This is a genomic window from Microbulbifer elongatus (assembly GCF_021165935.1).
GTDB lineage: Bacteria > Pseudomonadota > Gammaproteobacteria > Pseudomonadales > Cellvibrionaceae > Microbulbifer > Microbulbifer elongatus.
In genome coordinates this window covers 3,489,939-3,507,500 of record NZ_CP088953.1, presented here as the reverse complement: position 1 = coordinate 3,507,500, position 17,562 = coordinate 3,489,939, and the positions used below count along the sequence as shown (strand labels likewise).

Sequence of the window (17,562 nt, the reverse complement as noted above, 5' to 3'; positions counted from 1 at the left end):
AATGCTGACATGAGTAACGACAAGGGGGGTGAAAAACCTCCCCGCCGGAAGACCAAGGGTTCCTGTCCAACGCTAATCGGGACAGGGTTAGTCGGCCCCTAAGGCGAGGGCGAAAGCCGTAGTCGATGGGAAACAGGTTAATATTCCTGTACTTGCAATTGCTGCGATGGAGTGACGGAGAAGGCTAGGCCAGCACGGCGATTGGTTGTCCGTGTTTAAGGTAGTAGGCTGGGGACTTAGGCAAATCCGGGTCCCTAAGGCCGAGAGCTGACGACGAAGCTTACTTCGGTAAGTGAAGTGGTTGATGCCATGCTTCCAGGAAAAACTTCTAAGCTTCAGGCAATTGCGAACCGTACTCTAAACCGACACAGGTGGTCAGGTAGAGAATACCAAGGCGCTTGAGAGAACTCTGGTGAAGGAACTAGGCAAAATGGTACCGTAACTTCGGGAGAAGGTACGCCGGTTTTGGTGATGGGACTTGCTCCCTAAGCTGAGGCCGGTCGAAGTGACCAGGTGGCTGCGACTGTTTATTAAAAACATAGCACTCTGCAAACACGTAAGTGGACGTATAGGGTGTGACGCCTGCCCGGTGCCGGAAGGTTAATTGATGGGGTTAGCGTATGCGAAGCTCTTGATCGAAGCCCCGGTAAACGGCGGCCGTAACTATAACGGTCCTAAGGTAGCGAAATTCCTTGTCGGGTAAGTTCCGACCTGCACGAATGGCGTAACGATGGCCACGCTGTCTCCACCAGAGACTCAGTGAAATTGAAATCGCTGTTAAGATGCAGTGTACCCGCGGCTAGACGGAAAGACCCCGTGAACCTTTACTACAGCTTTGCACTGAACTTTGAGCCTACTTGTGTAGGATAGGTGGGAGGCTTTGAAACTGTGACGCCAGTTGCAGTGGAGCCATCCTTGAAATACCACCCTGGTATGTTTGAGGTTCTAACTCTGGTCCGTTATCCGGATCGAGGACAGTGTATGGTGGGTAGTTTGACTGGGGCGGTCTCCTCCCAAAGAGTAACGGAGGAGTACGAAGGTGCACTCAGCATGGTCGGAAATCATGCAATGAGCATAATGGTATAAGTGCGCTTGACTGCGAGTCAGACATGACGAGCAGGTACGAAAGTAGGTCATAGTGATCCGGTGGTTCTGTATGGAAGGGTCATCGCTCAACGGATAAAAGGTACTCCGGGGATAACAGGCTGATACCGCCCAAGAGTTCACATCGACGGCGGTGTTTGGCACCTCGATGTCGGCTCATCACATCCTGGGGCTGAAGCCGGTCCCAAGGGTATGGCTGTTCGCCATTTAAAGTGGTACGCGAGCTGGGTTTAGAACGTCGTGAGACAGTTCGGTCCCTATCTGCCGTGGGCGTTGGAGATTTGAGAAGAGTTGCTCCTAGTACGAGAGGACCGGAGTGAACGAACCTCTGGTGTTCGGGTTGTCACGCCAGTGGCATTGCCCGGTAGCTATGTTCGGACGGGATAACCGCTGAAAGCATCTAAGCGGGAAGCCTCCTTCAAGATGAGATCTCCCTGACTCCTTGAGAGTCCTGAAGGGCCGTGGAAGACTACCACGTTGATAGGCTGGGTGTGGAAGCGTTGTGAGGCGTTGAGCTAACCAGTACTAATTGCCCGTGCGGCTTGACCATACAACAGAGATGGTTACTGACGATAACTGATTCATCGAATGAGAGATCAGCGGATTGTGCGCGAGACGAGACATACAGTTCTTGCGGTGTATTACTACAGAATGTTTTACCGACTTATTTGGGGTTATCGCCGATCAGAAAGCTGATCGAGGCAAACAGCGATAACAGGCCAGGCCGAGCCAAGTGCTTATAAGACCACGCCAACCCAAGCCAGTTTGCCTGACGACAATAGAGTTGTGGAACCACCTGATCCCTTGCCGAACTCAGAAGTGAAACGCAACATCGCCGATGGTAGTGTGGGGATTCCCCATGTGAGAGTAGGTCATCGTCAGGCTTCTAAATACAAAAAAGGCCACCCCAATGGGGTGGCCTTTTTTGTATTTAGGATACGATGAAATTCTCTTACTACCATGCAGCGCAAAGCGCTGCCATGGGGAGCGCCCATGCTCCGAAGGAGCGGAGGCACGGGCGCCGAAAGGCGTCGCCCAGCGATGGCGAGCGCAGCTCGACACCCAGTGTAGGCCATCGTTGTCCAGGTTCACTGCTCCACCTGACCGAACGCTACTGCCTACCGATGACCTGCTCTCTTATGTCGGAGCCTGTTTGATGTCGTGCAAGCATTTCGAAAATGTACGGGGATTGGAATGGCGGGTCTAACTAGCCCGCTGCCACCTGCCCGAGGCCGGACTGATCACATCGGCGCAGCCGATGTGCCCCTGCGGGCGCCTTCGGCGTCCCAACTGCTGGTGCAGTTGGTCGAACCGAGTGCCGTTTCTCAACCAGCCCCCAGTACCAAACAAAAAAGCCCTGATTGCTCGCGCAATCAGGGCTTTTTTGTTTGGTACCAGAGGCCGGACTCGAACCGGCACGCTATCGCTAGCGGGGGATTTTGAATCCCCTGTGTCTACCAATTTCACCACTCTGGCAGATCCGTCACCGACAGCAGGGCCGGCTGGAAAGGACGATGATTATAGCGATGGGCCGGGGCGGGTCAACCAGATTTGGCTCTCGAGGTGCTTTCCGTTACTCTTCGCGGCCGATTTATTAATGCCAAGACTGAACCGATGCAACGCCAAGACTTTTACTTTGATTTACCGGAGTCGCTGATTGCCAAAGCGCCAACTGCAGAGCGCCGTGGCAGCCGATTACTGTATCTTAATGGCGAAACGGGAGCCCTGGCGCACCGCCAGTTTGCCGATATTCTGGAGCTGATCAAGCCTGGAGATCTGCTGGTATTCAATGATACCCGGGTGATCCCGGCGCGTTTATTCGGCCGCAAAGCTAGCGGTGGTAAGCTGGAGGTCTTGATAGAGCGTGTGCTCGACGAGCGTCGCGCACTGGCTCACATCCGCTCCAGCAAATCACCCAAGCCGGGAAGCGAGATTCAGCTGGAGGATGGTACTTCTCTGGAGATGACTGCCCGCCACGATACATTGTTTGAGCTGGTGTTTCCTGCGGAGGGAGTGCTGCCTGTGTTGGACCGCCAGGGACATATGCCTTTGCCCCCGTATATTGACCGGGCGGATACGGACGCTGATAAAGAACGCTATCAAACGGTGTATAGCCGCCATGCCGGTGCAGTTGCAGCACCCACCGCGGGGCTGCATTTTGACGACGAGATGATCCAGTCGTTACGCGACAAAGGAGTGGAAACCGCGTTCGTCACCCTGCATGTTGGGGCGGGTACCTTCCAGCCGGTACGTGTGGACGATATCAATACCCATAAAATGCATAGTGAGATTCTCGACGTTTCTCAGGAAGTCTGTGATGCAGTGGTAGCCTGTCGTGCTCGCGGAGGAAAAGTGGTCGCGGTGGGGACGACCAGTGTGCGCGCGCTGGAAAGTGCCGCCGCCGGCGGGAGCCTGAAGCCGACCCAGGGTGAGACGGATATATTCATTTACCCGGGATATGAATTCCGGGTCGTCGACCGTCTGATCACCAATTTCCATCTGCCAGAATCTACGCTCTTGATGCTGGTCAGCGCCTTTGCGGGTTACCGGCACGCAATGGCCGCCTATACCCAGGCTGTCGAGCACAGGTATCGCTTTTTCAGCTACGGTGATGCGATGCTGATCGAACGCAACCCATCGGTAGATCCGGCAGAAGTTGGACATCGATAAGCCACTGGGGGCCTGTCATCTGCCTCACATCGAAGGGTGAAGAAGTTTTACACGAGGAGAGAGTGCCTTGAGCCGCGAATGTTTTATGAAGTTTGAGCTGGATACCACAGACGGCAAAGCCCGTCGCGGGCGGCTGCATTTTCCCCGTGGGGTCGTGGAGACGCCGGCATTTATGCCCGTTGGTACCTACGGCACAGTAAAGGGGATGTTGCCCCGGGATGTAGAGGGGATTGGCGCCCATATTATCCTCGGGAACACCTTTCACCTGATGCTGCGCCCGGGTACGGAAGTGGTGAAGGCCCACGGCAGTCTGCACGACTTTATGCAGTGGCAGGGGCCGATACTGACTGACTCCGGCGGTTTTCAGGTGTTCAGCCTCGGCCAGATGCGTAAGATCAGTGAGGAAGGGGTCTCTTTCAAGTCGCCGGTCGACGGCAGCCCGGTATTTGTTGGCCCTGAAGAGTCCATGCAGGTTCAGCGAGACCTGGGCTCTGACGTTGTGATGATCTTTGATGAGTGCACTCCCTATCCGGCGACACCGGACGAGGCGCGTAAATCCATGGAACTCTCTCTGCGCTGGGCGAAACGCTCAAAAGATGCCCATGGGGATAACCCCTCGGCCCTGTTCGGTATTGTGCAGGGAGGGATGTACCCGGAGCTGCGCGACATTTCTCTCGCGGGCCTCACCGATATCGGTTTTGACGGGTATGCAATCGGCGGCCTGTCTGTCGGTGAGCCCAAGGAGGAGATGATCAAGGTGCTCGATCATCTCGCGCACCAGATGCCCGCCGATAAGCCCCGTTACCTGATGGGCGTGGGCAAGCCAGAGGACCTGGTGGAGGGGGTACGCCGCGGCGTGGATATGTTTGACTGTGTAATGCCGACGCGCAATGCCCGTAATGGCCACCTGTTCACCTTTGAAGGCGTGGTAAAGATTCGCAATGCCAAGCACCGGCACGATACCGGGCCTCTGGAGGAGGGGTGTGATTGCTACACCTGCCAGAACTTCTCCCGCAGCTATCTGCACCACCTGGATAAATGTGGGGAAATTCTCGGCTCCCAGCTGAACACCATCCACAACCTGCGTCACTACCAGCGCCTGATGCAACGACTGCGCGACGCGATTGCTGAAGGCACATTGGAGGCCTATGTGGCCTCGTTCTATCAGGGGCTGGGACGAGAGGTTCCACCTCTGGGGTGAGTGGGCCGGTGTTCATTTGTGCCACCTGTCTATCCCCGTATAATCAGCTCCCGATTCTGAACGGTGCGCCCGGCGGATTGTAATCGGGCCCGGGCGTCCGCATATCGTCAGTTACCAAAAAAAACGTGCCCGTACTGTATTTGTGCAAACGGGCCAGCTCAACAATGAGAACAGCATGAATCGCTTCCCCCTCTGGAAATATCTCCTGATTCTGATCGTCGTCGGAATGGGGCTGTTGTACGCAGCGCCGAACCTGTACCCACCAGACCCGGCAGTACAGGTGTCCGGTCAATCCAGCGCCCTGGAAATTGATCAGAATGTGCTCAATCAAGCACAGAAGGCGCTGGACGAGGCTGGTATCGAGTACTTCGGCGGCGAGGTGCAGGACAAGTCGATCCTGTTGCGTCTCAAATCCAATGAAGAACAGCTGCCTGCCAAGCGCGCGATTCAGGAAGCGTTGGGGCACAGCGAATACGTAGTGGCCCTCAATCTCGCGCCGACGACGCCCGAATGGTTGATGGATATGGGCGCGAGTCCGATGAAGCTTGGCCTTGACCTGGCCGGCGGTGTGCACTTCCTGATGGAAGTGGACACTAACTCCATCGTCAAGACGAATATGGAAGGTTATGTCTCGGACGTGAAGTCCAAGCTGCGGGGTGCCAAAGCGCGCTATCGCAGTGTGGAGCTGGAAAACGATCGCGAGATTGTCGCCAAATTTCGTAGTGAAGATCTGCGTACCCTGGGTATGCGCACATTGCGCAGTGAATTTCCCACCCTGCAGCTCAGCGAAAGCGGTGGTGGTAGCAACCTGGAAATTCGCGCCACTTTATCTGAGCAGGAAATCAAGCAGCTGGAAGACTATGCGGTAACCCAGAACCTCACTACTTTGCGCAACCGGGTAAACGAACTGGGTGTTGCCGAGCCTATCGTCCAGCGTCAGGGCCGCAACCGTATCGTGGTTGAGCTTCCGGGGGTTCAGGATACGGCGGAAGCCAAGCGGATTATCGGTAAGACCGCGAACCTGGAATACCGCATGGAAGCCAAGCAGGATGCGTTGGTGACCAACAAAGAATACTTCGAGTACCGCAATGAACAGGAGCGGGCAGCGTACGGTGGTGCCTGGCTGGAGCGTAAAATCATCATCTCTGGTGAGCGGGTAACCGATGCGCGCGTCGGCTACGACGAAAGCGGCTTCCCCCAGGTCAACATCACTCTTGATGCCCGTGGTGGCGAACTGATGCACCGCGCGACCTGGAAAAATGTCGGCCGCCGTATGGGCACGCTGTTTGTGGAAAGCCGGTTTACCCCGGAGACCCAGATCGACGCAGAGGGTAACGAAGTTGTGGTGCAGAAACGCACCGACGACAAGAAGATCATCAGTCTGGCAACCGTGCAGAGCCCACTTGGCCGCCAGTTCCGCACTACCGGTCTTGGCAGTCCGGCGGAAGCCCAGGAACTGGCCCTGCTGCTGCGCTCCGGTGCCCTGGCCGCACCCATGTACTTTGTCGAAGAGCGCGTGATCGGCCCGTCTCTTGGAGCGGACAACATCAAGGTCGGCCTGACTTCGGTCCAGATTGGCCTGCTGGCGGTGGTTATCTGTATGCTGCTGTTCTACCGGGTATTCGGTTTGGCGGCGAATATCGCGCTAGCGGTCAACCTGGTCCTCCTTGTTGCGGTGATGTCGATTCTCGGCGCAACCCTGACCCTGCCGGGCATCGCCGGTATGGTACTGACCATCGGTATGGCGGTAGACGCCAATGTGCTGATCTTCTCGCGAATACGGGAGGAGCTGCGCAATGGTCTGCCACCTCAATCCGCGATCAACTCCGGTTTCGATAATGCCTACAGTGCCATTGTCGACGCCAACATCACCACCCTGATTGTGGCTGTCATCTTGTACGCCATCGGCTCCGGCCCGGTACAGGGCTTCGCGGTCACCCTGTCGATCGGCATCCTGACATCCATGTTCAGCGCCATCATGGGCACCCGTGCTTTGATTAACCTGTTCTACGGCGGCCGCCGTGTGCAGAAACTCTGGATTTGAGGGAAGGGTGATGAGTAGCAATACCAAAGAAGAGAACGGCAAGATCACCGAGTATATGGGCAAGCGTGTATACGACTTCATGCGCTGGCGCAAAGTCGCTGCTGTATTTTCGTTCGTCCTGGTCATCGCCTCCATTGTGGCGCTGGCGATGAACGGCCTGAAGCTCGGGCTCGACTTTACCGGCGGTACCCAGATTGAAGTGGGCTACGAAAATGCCCCGAAAATTGAAGATGTGCGCAGCCAGTTGGAGGACGCGGGCTTCGAAGGCGCCGCGGTGGTGAATTTTGGCTCGGACAGCGAGCTGCTGATCAAGCTGCCACCAGAGGTCGCCGAGCAGCAGGCGCAGCAGAATGCGCGCGACGCAGAAGCGACTAACTCTGTCGGCGATAAGGTTGTGGGCGTATTGCGCCAGCACAGTGACGGCAGCATTGACCTGCGCCGGGTGGAAATGGTTGGCCCGCAGATCGGTGAAGAGCTGCGCGACGATGGCGGCCTGGGCATGCTGTTCGCGCTGGTGGTGGTAATGGCATATGTAGCGCTGCGTTTCCAGTACAAATTTGCCGTAGGCGCGGTAGTGGCCCTGATCCACGATGTAATTATCGTACTGGGCTTCTTCGCCATTCTGCGTCTGGACTTCGACTTAACCGTGCTCGCCGCGGTACTGGCGGTGATCGGTTACTCAATCAATGACACCATTGTGGTTTACGACCGGGTGCGGGAGAATTTCCGCAGAGTTCGTCAGGCCGAGCCGGAGGAGGTCATCAATATCTCCATAAGCCAGACGCTCAGTCGTACCTTTATGACCTCGTTCACCACCTTACTGGTACTCTGGGCGCTGCAGTTCTTCGGCGGCGAGCTGATCCACAATTTCTCCCTGGCGCTGATTGTGGGTGTGGTGATCGGTACGTTCTCTTCCGTGTATGTGGCAGCCAATGTCCTGATGGCAATGAAGACTTCCAAGGAAGATCTGATGCCGCCAGTGAAAGAAGGGGCAGAACTGGATGAAATGCCATAGCGCAGGAATTTGACGGCAAGCGAAAAAAGGCGGGGACAACCCGCCTTTTTTGTGTCTCGGCTATCTGGGTTCACCGGTGTTCTGAGGTCAGGGGTGAGGCATTCAGGCGGAGCACTTTTTCAGCGCGTCACAATAGAACGGCAACCCTTTTTAAGGGGCTGCGAGTATCGCGGGCTAGCCGGGGACGGTTGAGATCGTCGGTCGCTCGGGACCAACTGGGTCAGGCGCGGGGCTTCTTACCGAGAGTAATATGCTTGGGACCAGAAGTGTTGGTTTGACCACTGACCCCTTTGGGCACCTGCTCAATCTCGCCGCCACTGGCAAGGAACGCCTGAATCTGAGCTTCGATGGCTTCGCGCGACTCCGTAGAAACGGTTTCCTTGCCGCGTTTGCTGGCGCTGGATGCTTTTTTAGCCACAATTCTGTCCACTTTTATGCATGAACGGCAGATAATACCGCAATTTGTGCAAAAAATCACCCGCCACAATGCCTCCTTCTTGTCCCGCTGTTCACGGAGTGGCGCGGGGGCAGATTTTCTTGCCTGGTAAATCGATAAAGGCCTGATTTATCAGGCCTTTATCTGTGATTGATTGCGATTGTTCAGGTGGCTGTCAGGGACAGCCACCCAGTGACCAGGTGTTGCCGTCGCTGCTGTGAAGCGTGTTCAGACCCCAGGTTGAGCCAGACATCGGCTCGTCGCTACCCTGGGCAAAATAGTCCGGGGCCATGGGGTTGCCAGTACTGTAGGCGCGGCCGGCGGTCTTCTGGTAGTAGTTGTAGGTGGCGTGCTCGGTACAGGTTTCACCGTTGCCACCCGAGCCACTTCCGCCGGAGCTCGAACTGCTGCCTCCAGAGCTACTGGAACTGCTTCCGCCACTGGCACTGCCAGTGCAGGCTACCTGGGGGCCGTTGCAGGACGCATCGGTGTCCCGCCACTGGCACTGACCACCGCTAACGGGAAATTCATCCAGGCGAAAGCTGGCGCTGCTGTATTCCAGGTAGCAGTTGGCGTAGTTGGTGTAGTCGAGGCGGCCAGCAGCGATGTGCTGGTCAAGGGTCGCAGTGACGCCGGCATCGGCGACGAAGCTTACACTCGAGCTACTGCTCAGGCCCGCCATATCCGTCGCGGTTACCGTGGCGGTTCCTGCGCCGCCGGGCAGATCGCACTGCTCACCGGAGAAGTCGGTGCCTGCCACTGATGCGTTGATGCTGCCATTGCTGAATGCGATGGTGACGCTTTCGAGATCCTGATTCTGATCGACCACATTGCCACTCACAGAAACGCACTGACCGGCCACATGGGCGCTGAGGTTGCTCAGCTCCGGCGCCATGGCCGGCGGCTCCGGACCTACCCGCACAGTCGACAGGTAGGGTTCTCCAGCGGCCTCTTCATCGTCTGTTGCGGTGACGGTGACTTCATAAAGGCCATCCGCCAGCGGCGGGCTGGTCAATGAAAAAAAACCACTGGCGTCGGTGCCTCCACTCACCGAACTGCTGGTGTCTCCGTCAAAGGTGGCATCAACGCTTTGCACGCTGCCTTCGGCGTCCATTGCCTGCCCGCTGACCAGTACCTGGCTGCCGCTGGTGCTGATACTGATATCACTGATGACCGGTCCGCTGTTGCGGTCGACGCGCTGATTGTTGTCGATGAAATACTGGCCCAAGTAACTGGCGTAATTGATACCCGCACCACTGATGTAGCTGCCGCTGGCGCCCTGACCGCCTGACCAGGCGTGGTCGACACCATTCAGCCAGAGCATGGAGACACGCCCGTCTTGCCACAGGGTTTCGCTAGCACTGCGACCGCTATCCGTATACGTGTTGGTACCGGGAAGTTGAACGACACCATAGACACCGGCCATACCTTCCGCATTCTGGGTGTTGTAACAATCGTCTACGGTAGTGTCGTTGGTGCCGTGGGCGATGGATGCCACCTGGGTGTCAAAGTGATCGGCGTAGCCGCCGGCGTACGAATTACAGCGGCTGGTGACGTTGGCGGTCTCGCAGCTGCCGATGGCACCACTGGAGCTGGTACCGATACTCGGCCCTGCGCTGATCCCCATACCCGCAAAGACGTCCGGGGCGATACAGGCGGTGGTATTGGCAAATGCAGCGCCAGAGGATAAGCCTGCGATATATACCTGATTCGGATCTATGCCACGACTGGAATCACCACTCATGGTATTTGCCAGCGTGATCAGGTTCTTGTAGTCACCGGCGGTACGTGAACGGGTGCCCTGCCAATAGGACCAGCAACTGAAGCCGGCCTTGTTCATGGCATCGGGTACTGCCACTACCATGCCGTATTCTTCCGCGGCCTGTTCCAGATTTGCGCCCAGGTAGGCATCGATGGATTGGGTGCACCCGTGCAGTACCACCAGCAGCGATTTGCCATCGCCGATGGGGGAATTTGAGTCTGGGGTGTAAATATGAACCTTGTTGAAGCCGCCAATAGCGACATTCTGTTGCCAGCTACCGGCGTCTGCCGCTGCCGTACCCAGCAATAGAGATAGACCCAGGCCTGCGCCCAGGAGCTTGCGCTGCTCGAAATGTTTCATCGCTTTCACCGTTATTTTTATTGGAAGCAACCCCAGCCTAGCGAGGGGCCGAAACGGTGAATATGCGACCTAAGTCGTATGCAAGGGGGCGGTCAGCCCGCGTCTTCTGCCGGCAAGTCGTCCGTAGCGGCTGCCAGCGGCCATCCGCCCAGATCGCGCCAGCGGTTGACGATGCCACAGAACAGCTCGGCGGTTTTTTCCGCATCGTATTCCGCGGAATGCGCAGCGCTATTGTCGAAGGCCATTCCCGCGGTCTGGCAGGCTTTGGCGAGCACCGTCTGTCCGTAGGCCAGTCCCGCCAGGGTGGCGGTGTCCATACAGGAGAAGGGGTGGAACGGGTTGCGCTTCAGGCCACAGCGTGCCACTGCGGCATTGATAAAACCCAGATCAAAGTGTGCATTGTGCGCCACCATAATGGCGCGTGTGCAACTGTGATTCTTGATGGCGCGACGGATCTGTCGGAACAGTTCCGGTAAGGCAATTTCCTCTGGCCAGGCGTCGCGATCCGGCGAGTCCAGGTCTACGCCGATAAAGTCCAGCGCAGACTGTTCGATATTCGCCCCCTCGAAGGGCTCGATATGGAAGCTATGGGTCTCCTCCGGGTAGAGGGTGCCCGCTTCATCCATATTCAGGATGACCGCCGACACTTCCAGCAGAGCGTCGGTGCGGGCGTTAAAGCCCGCGGTTTCCAGGTCCAGCACCACCGGCAGAAAGCCGCGGAAGCGTTGAGCCAGAAGACTTTTGGGGCCGTTGGGCGTTTCTGCTGGGGTCACGGGTATCCTGAGGTCTAAGCCAATTCAAATTTGCGGTGGTACCGGGGATTATACCCGGCGCCAGTTCAAGGTTTCGCCGGCGGCCAGTGGTATCAGGGCGTCGTCGCCCATCTGCAGGCCCGCGGGAAGGGTCCAGGGCTCGCGCACCAGTGTAATGGTATCGGTATTGCGCGGCAGGCCATAGAAGTCGGGGCCGAAATCGCTGGCGAAACCTTCCAGTTTGTCCAGTTTGCCGGCGCGCTCGAAGGCTTCCGCATAGAGCTCGATCGCGCTGAAAGCGGTGTAGCACCCGGCACAGCCGCAGGAGGTTTCCTTTTTACCCTGTGTGTGGGGGGCGGAATCCGTGCCGAGGAAAAATTTCGGGTTGCCACTGGTCGCGGCTTCGATCAGCGCATTCTGGTGGTAGCCGCGTTTCAGGATCGGCAGACAGTAGTAATGCGGGCGGATGCCGCCTACCAGCATATGGTTGCGGTTGTACAGCAGGTGGTGCGCAGTGATGGTGGCGGCAACGCCCTCGCGGGCCTGGGCCACAAACTCCGCAGCATGGGCGGTAGTGATGTGCTCGAGCACAATTTTCAGATTGGGAAAATCGTCCACGACCGGCTCGAGAATGTTTTCGATAAACACCCGCTCGCGGTCGAAAATGTCGATGTCGCTGGTGGTCACCTCGCCGTGTAGCAACAGTTTCATCCCGCAGGACTGCATGGCTTCCAGCGCCGGATAGATATTGGCGACGTCGGTGACGCCGGAGTCGGAATTGGTGGTGGCACCGGCCGGGTAGAGTTTGGCGGCAACCACTCCGGCGGCGTGCGCCTGCTGGACCACCTCTGCGGAGGTGTTATCGGTCAGATAGATCACCATCAGCGGCGTGAAGGCGTTGCCTTCCGGGATGGCCGCCTGAATACGCGATTGGTAGGCCAGGGCGTCGGCGGCGTTGACAACGGGCGGCACCAGATTGGGCATGACGATGGCCCGTTGAAACTGGTCGGCGGCGTCTCCTACGGTGCGCGGTAAGGCTGTGCCATCGCGCAAATGAATGTGCCAGTCATCTGGTTTACGCAGCGTAATTTGCTGTTTGGGCTCCACCGAATATCTCCTCCCGGATTGATCGCGGCGCCGATGCTACCCGAAGCGTCAAAAAATTGCGAAAACTGCAGCGAATGTCTCATTTCTCGCCAGATTGAATGTAAAGTAAGCAGATGCGCTGCCTGCTTTTTGTGCGATCTTTCGGCTGGCCGTCTGGTGCTAGTCGTATGCCGTTCTAGGCGCTACAATCGCGCCCCGAAAAAAGGCGGCCTACCCGCAGTACCTGGGCACACATCCAAAAATAATCCCCCCAGACCGACAGTTTTCACAGGTGCACAGCCCGTTACGGCGGCAGTGCGTCTGGAGTGACGGCACAGCCCGCATGCACGGGCCCACTATACAGAGGATAGTAATGAGCAAGATCGATAAGGTGGTATTGGCATATTCCGGCGGGCTCGATACTTCGGTAATCGTACGCTGGCTGCAGGATACCTATGGGTGTGAGGTTGTCACCTTTACCGCCGATATCGGTCAGGGTGAAGAAGTGGAGCCGGCACGTGCCAAGGCCGAAGCTCTGGGCGTGAAAGAGATCTACATCGACGACCTGCGCGAAGAGTTCGTGCGCGATTTCGTATTCCCGATGTTCCGCGCCAATACCATATATGAAGGTGAGTACCTGCTGGGTACCTCCATCGCCCGCCCACTGATCGCCAAGCGCCTGATCGAGATTGCCAACGAAACCGGCGCAGATGCCATTTCCCATGGGGCCACCGGAAAAGGTAACGACCAGGTGCGTTTCGAGCTGGGCGCCTATGCCCTGAAGCCAGGAATCCAGGTTATCGCACCCTGGCGTGAGTGGGATCTGAACTCCCGCGAAAGGCTCATGCAGTACTGTGAGCAGCACAAGATTCCGGTGGACTTTTCCAACAAGAAGAAAAAGTCCCCTTACTCCATGGACGCTAACCTGCTGCACATCTCCTACGAGGGCGGTGTGTTGGAAGAGCCCTGGGCGGAAGCGGAAGAAGATATGTGGCGCTGGAGCGTCAGCCCGGAAGCGGCCCCGGACAAGCCCACTTACATCACCCTGCAATACGAAAACGGCGACCCGGTTGCCATTGACGGTGAGCGTCTGAGCCCGGCGACCCTGCTGGAGAAACTGAACAAGCTCGGTGGTGCCAACGGTATTGGCCGACTGGATATCGTGGAAAACCGCTACGTGGGCATGAAATCCCGCGGCTGTTACGAAACTCCCGGCGGCACCATCCTGCTGAAAGCGCACCGCGCGATTGAGTCCATTACTCTGGATCGCGAAGTGGCGCACCTTAAAGACGAGTTGATGCCGCGCTACGCGAAACTGATTTACAACGGTTACTGGTGGTCCCCTGAGCGCGAAATGCTGCAGGCCGCCATTGATCAGTCCCAGTCGGTGGTAAACGGTGAAGTACGCCTGAAATTGTATAAAGGCAGTGTGTCCGCTGTCGGTCGCCGCTCTGAAGATAGCCTGTTTGATGAAAAGATCGCCACCTTTGAGGACGATGCCGGGGCCTACGACCAGAAGGATGCCGAGGGCTTCATCAAACTGAACGCCTTGCGCCTGCGTATTGCGGCAGGTAAGGGCAGAGACTTGATCTAAATCAGCCGGGAAGGGCGATAACAGCGTTTAAATCGTCGTTCCTGTGCCCACCCGGTCTACCGTGAAGGGTATAGCCGCCGCCCCCTATTGGTGATTATGGCGAGTGCCCCGCGTTGACGGAAACGAATCTCTAAAAGCAACGGAAGTAACACAATGACGACTACAGTGGCAGAGGCCGGCAAGCTGCCGGACTATGACTACAACATTGTGCGCCAGTTCACCATCATGTCGGTGGTCTGGGGTATTTTTGGTATGGGCGTCGGCGTCCTGATCGCCGCACAGCTGGCCTGGCCGGCGCTGAACGATCTGTGGCAGCCTTTCACCCACTTTGGTCGTCTGCGTCCGTTGCATACCAACGCGGTTATTTTCGCGTTTGGCGGCAGCGTGCTGTTTGCGACTTCTTATTATGTGGTGCAGCGTACCTGTCAGACCCGTCTGTGGGGTGGCTGGCTGATTCCATTCACCTTCTGGGGATGGCAGGTCGTCATTATCGCCGCTGCAATTACACTGCCGCTGGGTTACACCTCCAGTAAGGAGTATGCGGAGCTGGAATGGCCGATTGATATCCTGATTGCCCTGGTGTGGATTGCCTATGCAATCGTGTTCTTCGGCACCATTGCCAAGCGCCGTACCTCTCATATCTATGTGGCAAACTGGTTCTTCGGCGCCTATATCATCACCATCGCCGCGTTGCATATCGTCAACAACCTGGAAATTCCGGTTGCGCCGTTCAAGTCCTATTCCATTTTCTCCGGCACCAAGGATGCGATGATCCAGTGGTGGTACGGCCACAACGCGGTCGGTTTCTTCCTCACTGCCGCCTTCCTCGGCATCATGTATTACTTCGTGCCGAAGCAGGCCGGTCGCCCGGTTTACTCTTACCAGCTATCCATCGTGCACTTCTGGGCGTTGATTTCGATCTACGTCTGGGCCGGTGGTCACCACCTGCATTACTCGGCACTGCCGGACTGGACCCAGAGCCTGGCGATGATCATGTCTGTGATTCTGCTTGCACCTTCCTGGGGTGGCATGATCAACGGCATCATGACTCTGTCCGGTGCCTGGCACAAACTGCGCACTGACCCGACCCTGCGTTTCCTGGTGGTGTCCCTGTCCTTCTATGGTATGTCCACCTTTGAAGGTCCGATGATGTCCATCAAGACCGTAAACGCACTGTCCCACAATACCGACTGGACTATTGGTCACGTGCACTCCGGCGCACTCGGCTGGGTGGCGATGATCTCCATTGGTGCCCTGTATCACCTGGTGCCGGTCCTCTGGGGGCGCAAGGAAATGTACAGCGTCAAGCTGATCAATGCGCACTTCTGGCTCGCCACCGTGGGCACCGTTCTGTACATCGCTGCGATGTGGGTGAACGGTATTACCCAGGGCCTGATGTGGCGCGCCTTCAACGCCGACGGCACTCTGACCTACAGCTTTGTGGAGAGTGTGATTGCCAGCCACCCGGGCTATATCGTGCGCTGGCTGGGTGGTGCCTTCTTCCTGACCGGCATGTTCCTGATGGCGTACAACGTATTCCGCACCGTTACCGACGAGCCGAAAGAAGGCGAAGTGCGGCACGACGAAAACCTGCCGATTGCGAAGAATGCTTAAGGGGAAACGATCGTGAAAAATCATGACATCGTAGAAAAGAACATCGGCCTGATGATGGTGCTGATCGTGGTCGCGATCAGCTTCGGTGCCCTGGTGGAAATCGTTCCCCAGTTTTTCACCACCAACAACAATGAGCCCATTGCAGGCCTGAAGCCTCTGGGCCCGGTTGAGCTGGAAGGCCGCGACATTTACATCCGCGAAGGCTGCCACGTATGCCACACCCAGATGGTGCGCCCGCTGCGCGCGGAAGTAGAGCGCTATGGCCACTACTCCATGGCTCAGGAGTCCGTGTATGAGCACCCCTTCCTGTGGGGCTCCAAGCGTACCGGCCCTGATCTCGCCCGCGTGGGTGGCCGTTATTCCGATGAGTGGCATCGTGCGCACCTGTACGATCCGCGCAACGTGGTACCGGAATCCATCATGCCGTCTTACCCCTGGTTGTTTGACAATATCGTCACCGGGGAACATACGGCGAGAAAGATGAAGGCACTGCGCGCGGTGGGTGTTCCCTACACCGATGAAGATATCGCCAACGCCAGCAAACCCTTTGTGGGCGGTCGCGTTACCGAGATTGATGCTCTGGTCGCCTACCTGCAGCAGCTGGGCATCCTGGTACAGCAGAAACGCTAAGCGAGGTAATCGGTGACTATCGATATTCTGCGGCAGATTGCCGTTGTTCTCGGCGCACTGGCATTCCTCGCGGTGTGCTGGTGGGCTTTCTCTCCCAAGCGCAAAAAGCGTTTTGAGGAAGATGCAAAGCTGCCATTCGCCGATGAGCAGGAAACTCTAGACAAGTCCGCTCGCGAGAGCGAAAGCACCACTGGCGACGAGGCCGGTAAGAAACAGGAACAGGGGCAGGACAAATGAGTACATTTTGGAGTGTTTGGGTAATTGTGCTCACCCTCGCCAATCTCGCATTGGTAACTTGGGTTCTCTTTGCAAACCGCAAAGTGGCGGTCGACGATCAGGACGACCCGGAAAACCGCACCACCGGCCACGTGTACGATGGCATCGAGGAGTATGACAACCCACTGCCCAAGTGGTGGTTCCTGTTGTTCATTTTCACACTGGTATTTTCCGCCGCCTATCTGGTGATTTATCCGGGCATGGGTAACTTTAAAGGGATCGCCGGTTGGACGTCTGTCGGTGCCCTGAAAGCCTCGGAGGCCAAGGCCCAGGCTGAGTTCAAAGAGAACTTTGGCCAGTATGTGGATATGCCGATCGAGGAAATTGCCGAGAATCGCGAAGCGCTGAAAATGGGAGCGCGTATTTTTGCCAACAACTGCGCGGTCTGTCATGGCGCGGACGGCGGCGGTAACTACGGTTTCCCGAACCTGACCGACAATGACTGGCTGTATGGCGGCACTCCGGAGAAAATTCTGGAAACACTGCACAACGGCCGCCAGGGGCTGATGCCGCCGCAGGGGCCGATCATCGGCGAAGACGGGGTGAAGAATGTCACCGAATATGTTCTGGCCATGAATGGTCTGGAGCATGATGCCGCCCTCGCCGAGCAGGGTAAGCAGGTATTCGGTACCGTGTGCATGGCGTGTCACGGAGCGGACGGGAAGGGCAACCAGGCACTGGGTGCACCGAACCTGACCGACGATATCTGGCTCTATGGCGGCACCCGTGAAGAAATTCAGCACACCGTGCGTGGCGGCCGAAGCAATAACATGCCCTCCCAGAAAGACAAGCTGCGGGAAGACAAGATCCGTCTGGTCGCCGCTTATGTCTACAGTCTGTCCCGTCAGGAAGACGTGCAGCAATAAGTGGATCGCATTGGCGCAACCCAGTTTGCGCCACTTCAGTCAATGGGGGCGCGAGCCCCCATTGTCCACAGGGAATGGCACTGCAGGGAAGAAGAACAAGCCTCATTGCAATGATTGCAGTATCCATCCCGAGTCCCTTCGGGCAAGCGAGG

At 57.1% G+C, this 17,562-nt stretch carries 14 protein-coding genes, 1 tRNA gene and 2 rRNA genes (1 of these 17 cut by a window edge); 12 read left to right on the top strand and 5 right to left on the bottom strand.

Going from position 1 to position 17,562, the window contains the following annotated elements:
• Positions 1–1,654 (top strand): 23S ribosomal RNA (locus tag LRR79_RS14530); it begins 1,227 nt to the left of the window's first position.
• 218 nt (positions 1,655–1,872) lie between these two features.
• Positions 1,873–1,988, top strand: a 5S ribosomal RNA gene (rrf, locus tag LRR79_RS14525).
• Positions 1,989–2,493: 505 nt separating this feature from the next.
• Here rrf and LRR79_RS14520 read toward each other — a convergent pair.
• Positions 2,494–2,580 (bottom strand) — tRNA-Leu (locus LRR79_RS14520).
• A 138-nt stretch (positions 2,581–2,718) separates the two neighbouring features.
• Here LRR79_RS14520 and queA point away from each other — a divergent pair.
• The 4 genes from queA (at position 2,719) to secF (ending at position 8,034) form a co-directional block, all read left to right on the top strand.
• Positions 2,719–3,774: a tRNA preQ1(34) S-adenosylmethionine ribosyltransferase-isomerase QueA gene (gene queA, locus LRR79_RS14515; protein WP_231757899.1), complete on the top strand. Its 1,056-nt coding sequence runs from the start codon at positions 2,719–2,721 to the stop codon at positions 3,772–3,774.
• 85 nt (positions 3,775–3,859) lie between these two features.
• The gene (tgt, locus tag LRR79_RS14510) at positions 3,860–4,975 is read left to right on the top strand and encodes a tRNA guanosine(34) transglycosylase Tgt (protein ID WP_456085668.1); all 1,116 of its coding nucleotides are present in this window, start codon (positions 3,860–3,862) and stop codon (positions 4,973–4,975) included.
• Positions 4,976–5,150: 175 nt separating this feature from the next.
• On the top strand, positions 5,151–7,019 hold the full coding sequence (secD, locus tag LRR79_RS14505) for a protein translocase subunit SecD (RefSeq protein ID WP_231757897.1): 1,869 nt from the start codon (positions 5,151–5,153) through the stop codon (positions 7,017–7,019).
• A gap of 10 nt (positions 7,020–7,029) precedes the next feature.
• Positions 7,030–8,034 carry a protein translocase subunit SecF gene (gene secF, locus LRR79_RS14500; protein ID WP_231757896.1) on the top strand — a complete coding sequence of 335 codons (1,005 nt, stop codon included), beginning with the start codon at positions 7,030–7,032 and terminating at the stop codon, positions 8,032–8,034.
• 220 nt (positions 8,035–8,254) lie between these two features.
• On the opposite strand, the gene LRR79_RS14495 is transcribed toward secF, so the two are convergent.
• The 4 genes from LRR79_RS14495 to pyrC form a co-directional block, all read right to left on the bottom strand.
• Positions 8,255–8,452: a hypothetical protein gene (locus LRR79_RS14495; RefSeq protein WP_043321079.1), complete on the bottom strand. Its 198-nt coding sequence runs from the start codon at positions 8,450–8,452 to the stop codon at positions 8,255–8,257.
• A 193-nt stretch (positions 8,453–8,645) separates the two neighbouring features.
• A complete protein-coding gene (locus LRR79_RS14490) occupies positions 8,646–10,592 on the bottom strand; it encodes an extracellular catalytic domain type 1 short-chain-length polyhydroxyalkanoate depolymerase (protein ID WP_231757895.1) in 1,947 nt (648 codons plus the stop codon).
• 92 nt (positions 10,593–10,684) lie between these two features.
• Positions 10,685–11,365, bottom strand: a complete 681-nt coding sequence (rnt, locus tag LRR79_RS14485) for a ribonuclease T (RefSeq protein WP_231757894.1) — start codon at positions 11,363–11,365, stop codon at positions 10,685–10,687.
• 48 nt (positions 11,366–11,413) lie between these two features.
• Entirely contained in the window at positions 11,414–12,451 is a 1,038-nt protein-coding gene (pyrC, locus tag LRR79_RS14480) for a dihydroorotase (RefSeq protein WP_231757893.1), read from the bottom strand.
• Between the two features lie 352 nt (positions 12,452–12,803).
• On the opposite strand from pyrC, the gene LRR79_RS14475 reads away from it, so the two are divergent.
• The 6 genes from LRR79_RS14475 to ccoP are packed head-to-tail and all read left to right on the top strand — an operon-like array spanning position 12,804 to position 17,410.
• Complete coding sequence (locus LRR79_RS14475) at positions 12,804–14,024, top strand: argininosuccinate synthase (protein WP_231757892.1); 1,221 nt, start codon at positions 12,804–12,806, stop codon at positions 14,022–14,024.
• 43 nt (positions 14,025–14,067) lie between these two features.
• Positions 14,068–14,118: a hypothetical protein gene (locus LRR79_RS17410; protein WP_407665254.1), complete on the top strand. Its 51-nt coding sequence runs from the start codon at positions 14,068–14,070 to the stop codon at positions 14,116–14,118.
• 59 nt (positions 14,119–14,177) lie between these two features.
• Entirely contained in the window at positions 14,178–15,638 is a 1,461-nt protein-coding gene (gene ccoN / locus LRR79_RS14470; RefSeq protein ID WP_231757891.1) for a cytochrome-c oxidase, cbb3-type subunit I, read from the top strand.
• 12 nt (positions 15,639–15,650) lie between these two features.
• Complete coding sequence (ccoO, locus tag LRR79_RS14465; RefSeq protein WP_231757890.1) at positions 15,651–16,268, top strand: cytochrome-c oxidase, cbb3-type subunit II; 618 nt, start codon at positions 15,651–15,653, stop codon at positions 16,266–16,268.
• A 12-nt stretch (positions 16,269–16,280) separates the two neighbouring features.
• A complete protein-coding gene (locus LRR79_RS14460; protein WP_043321044.1) occupies positions 16,281–16,505 on the top strand; it encodes a CcoQ/FixQ family Cbb3-type cytochrome c oxidase assembly chaperone in 225 nt (74 codons plus the stop codon).
• A complete protein-coding gene (ccoP, locus tag LRR79_RS14455) occupies positions 16,502–17,410 on the top strand; it encodes a cytochrome-c oxidase, cbb3-type subunit III (protein ID WP_231757889.1) in 909 nt (302 codons plus the stop codon). The genes LRR79_RS14460 and ccoP overlap by 4 nt, the downstream gene beginning before the upstream one ends.
• Positions 17,411–17,562: the final 152 nt, after the last annotated feature.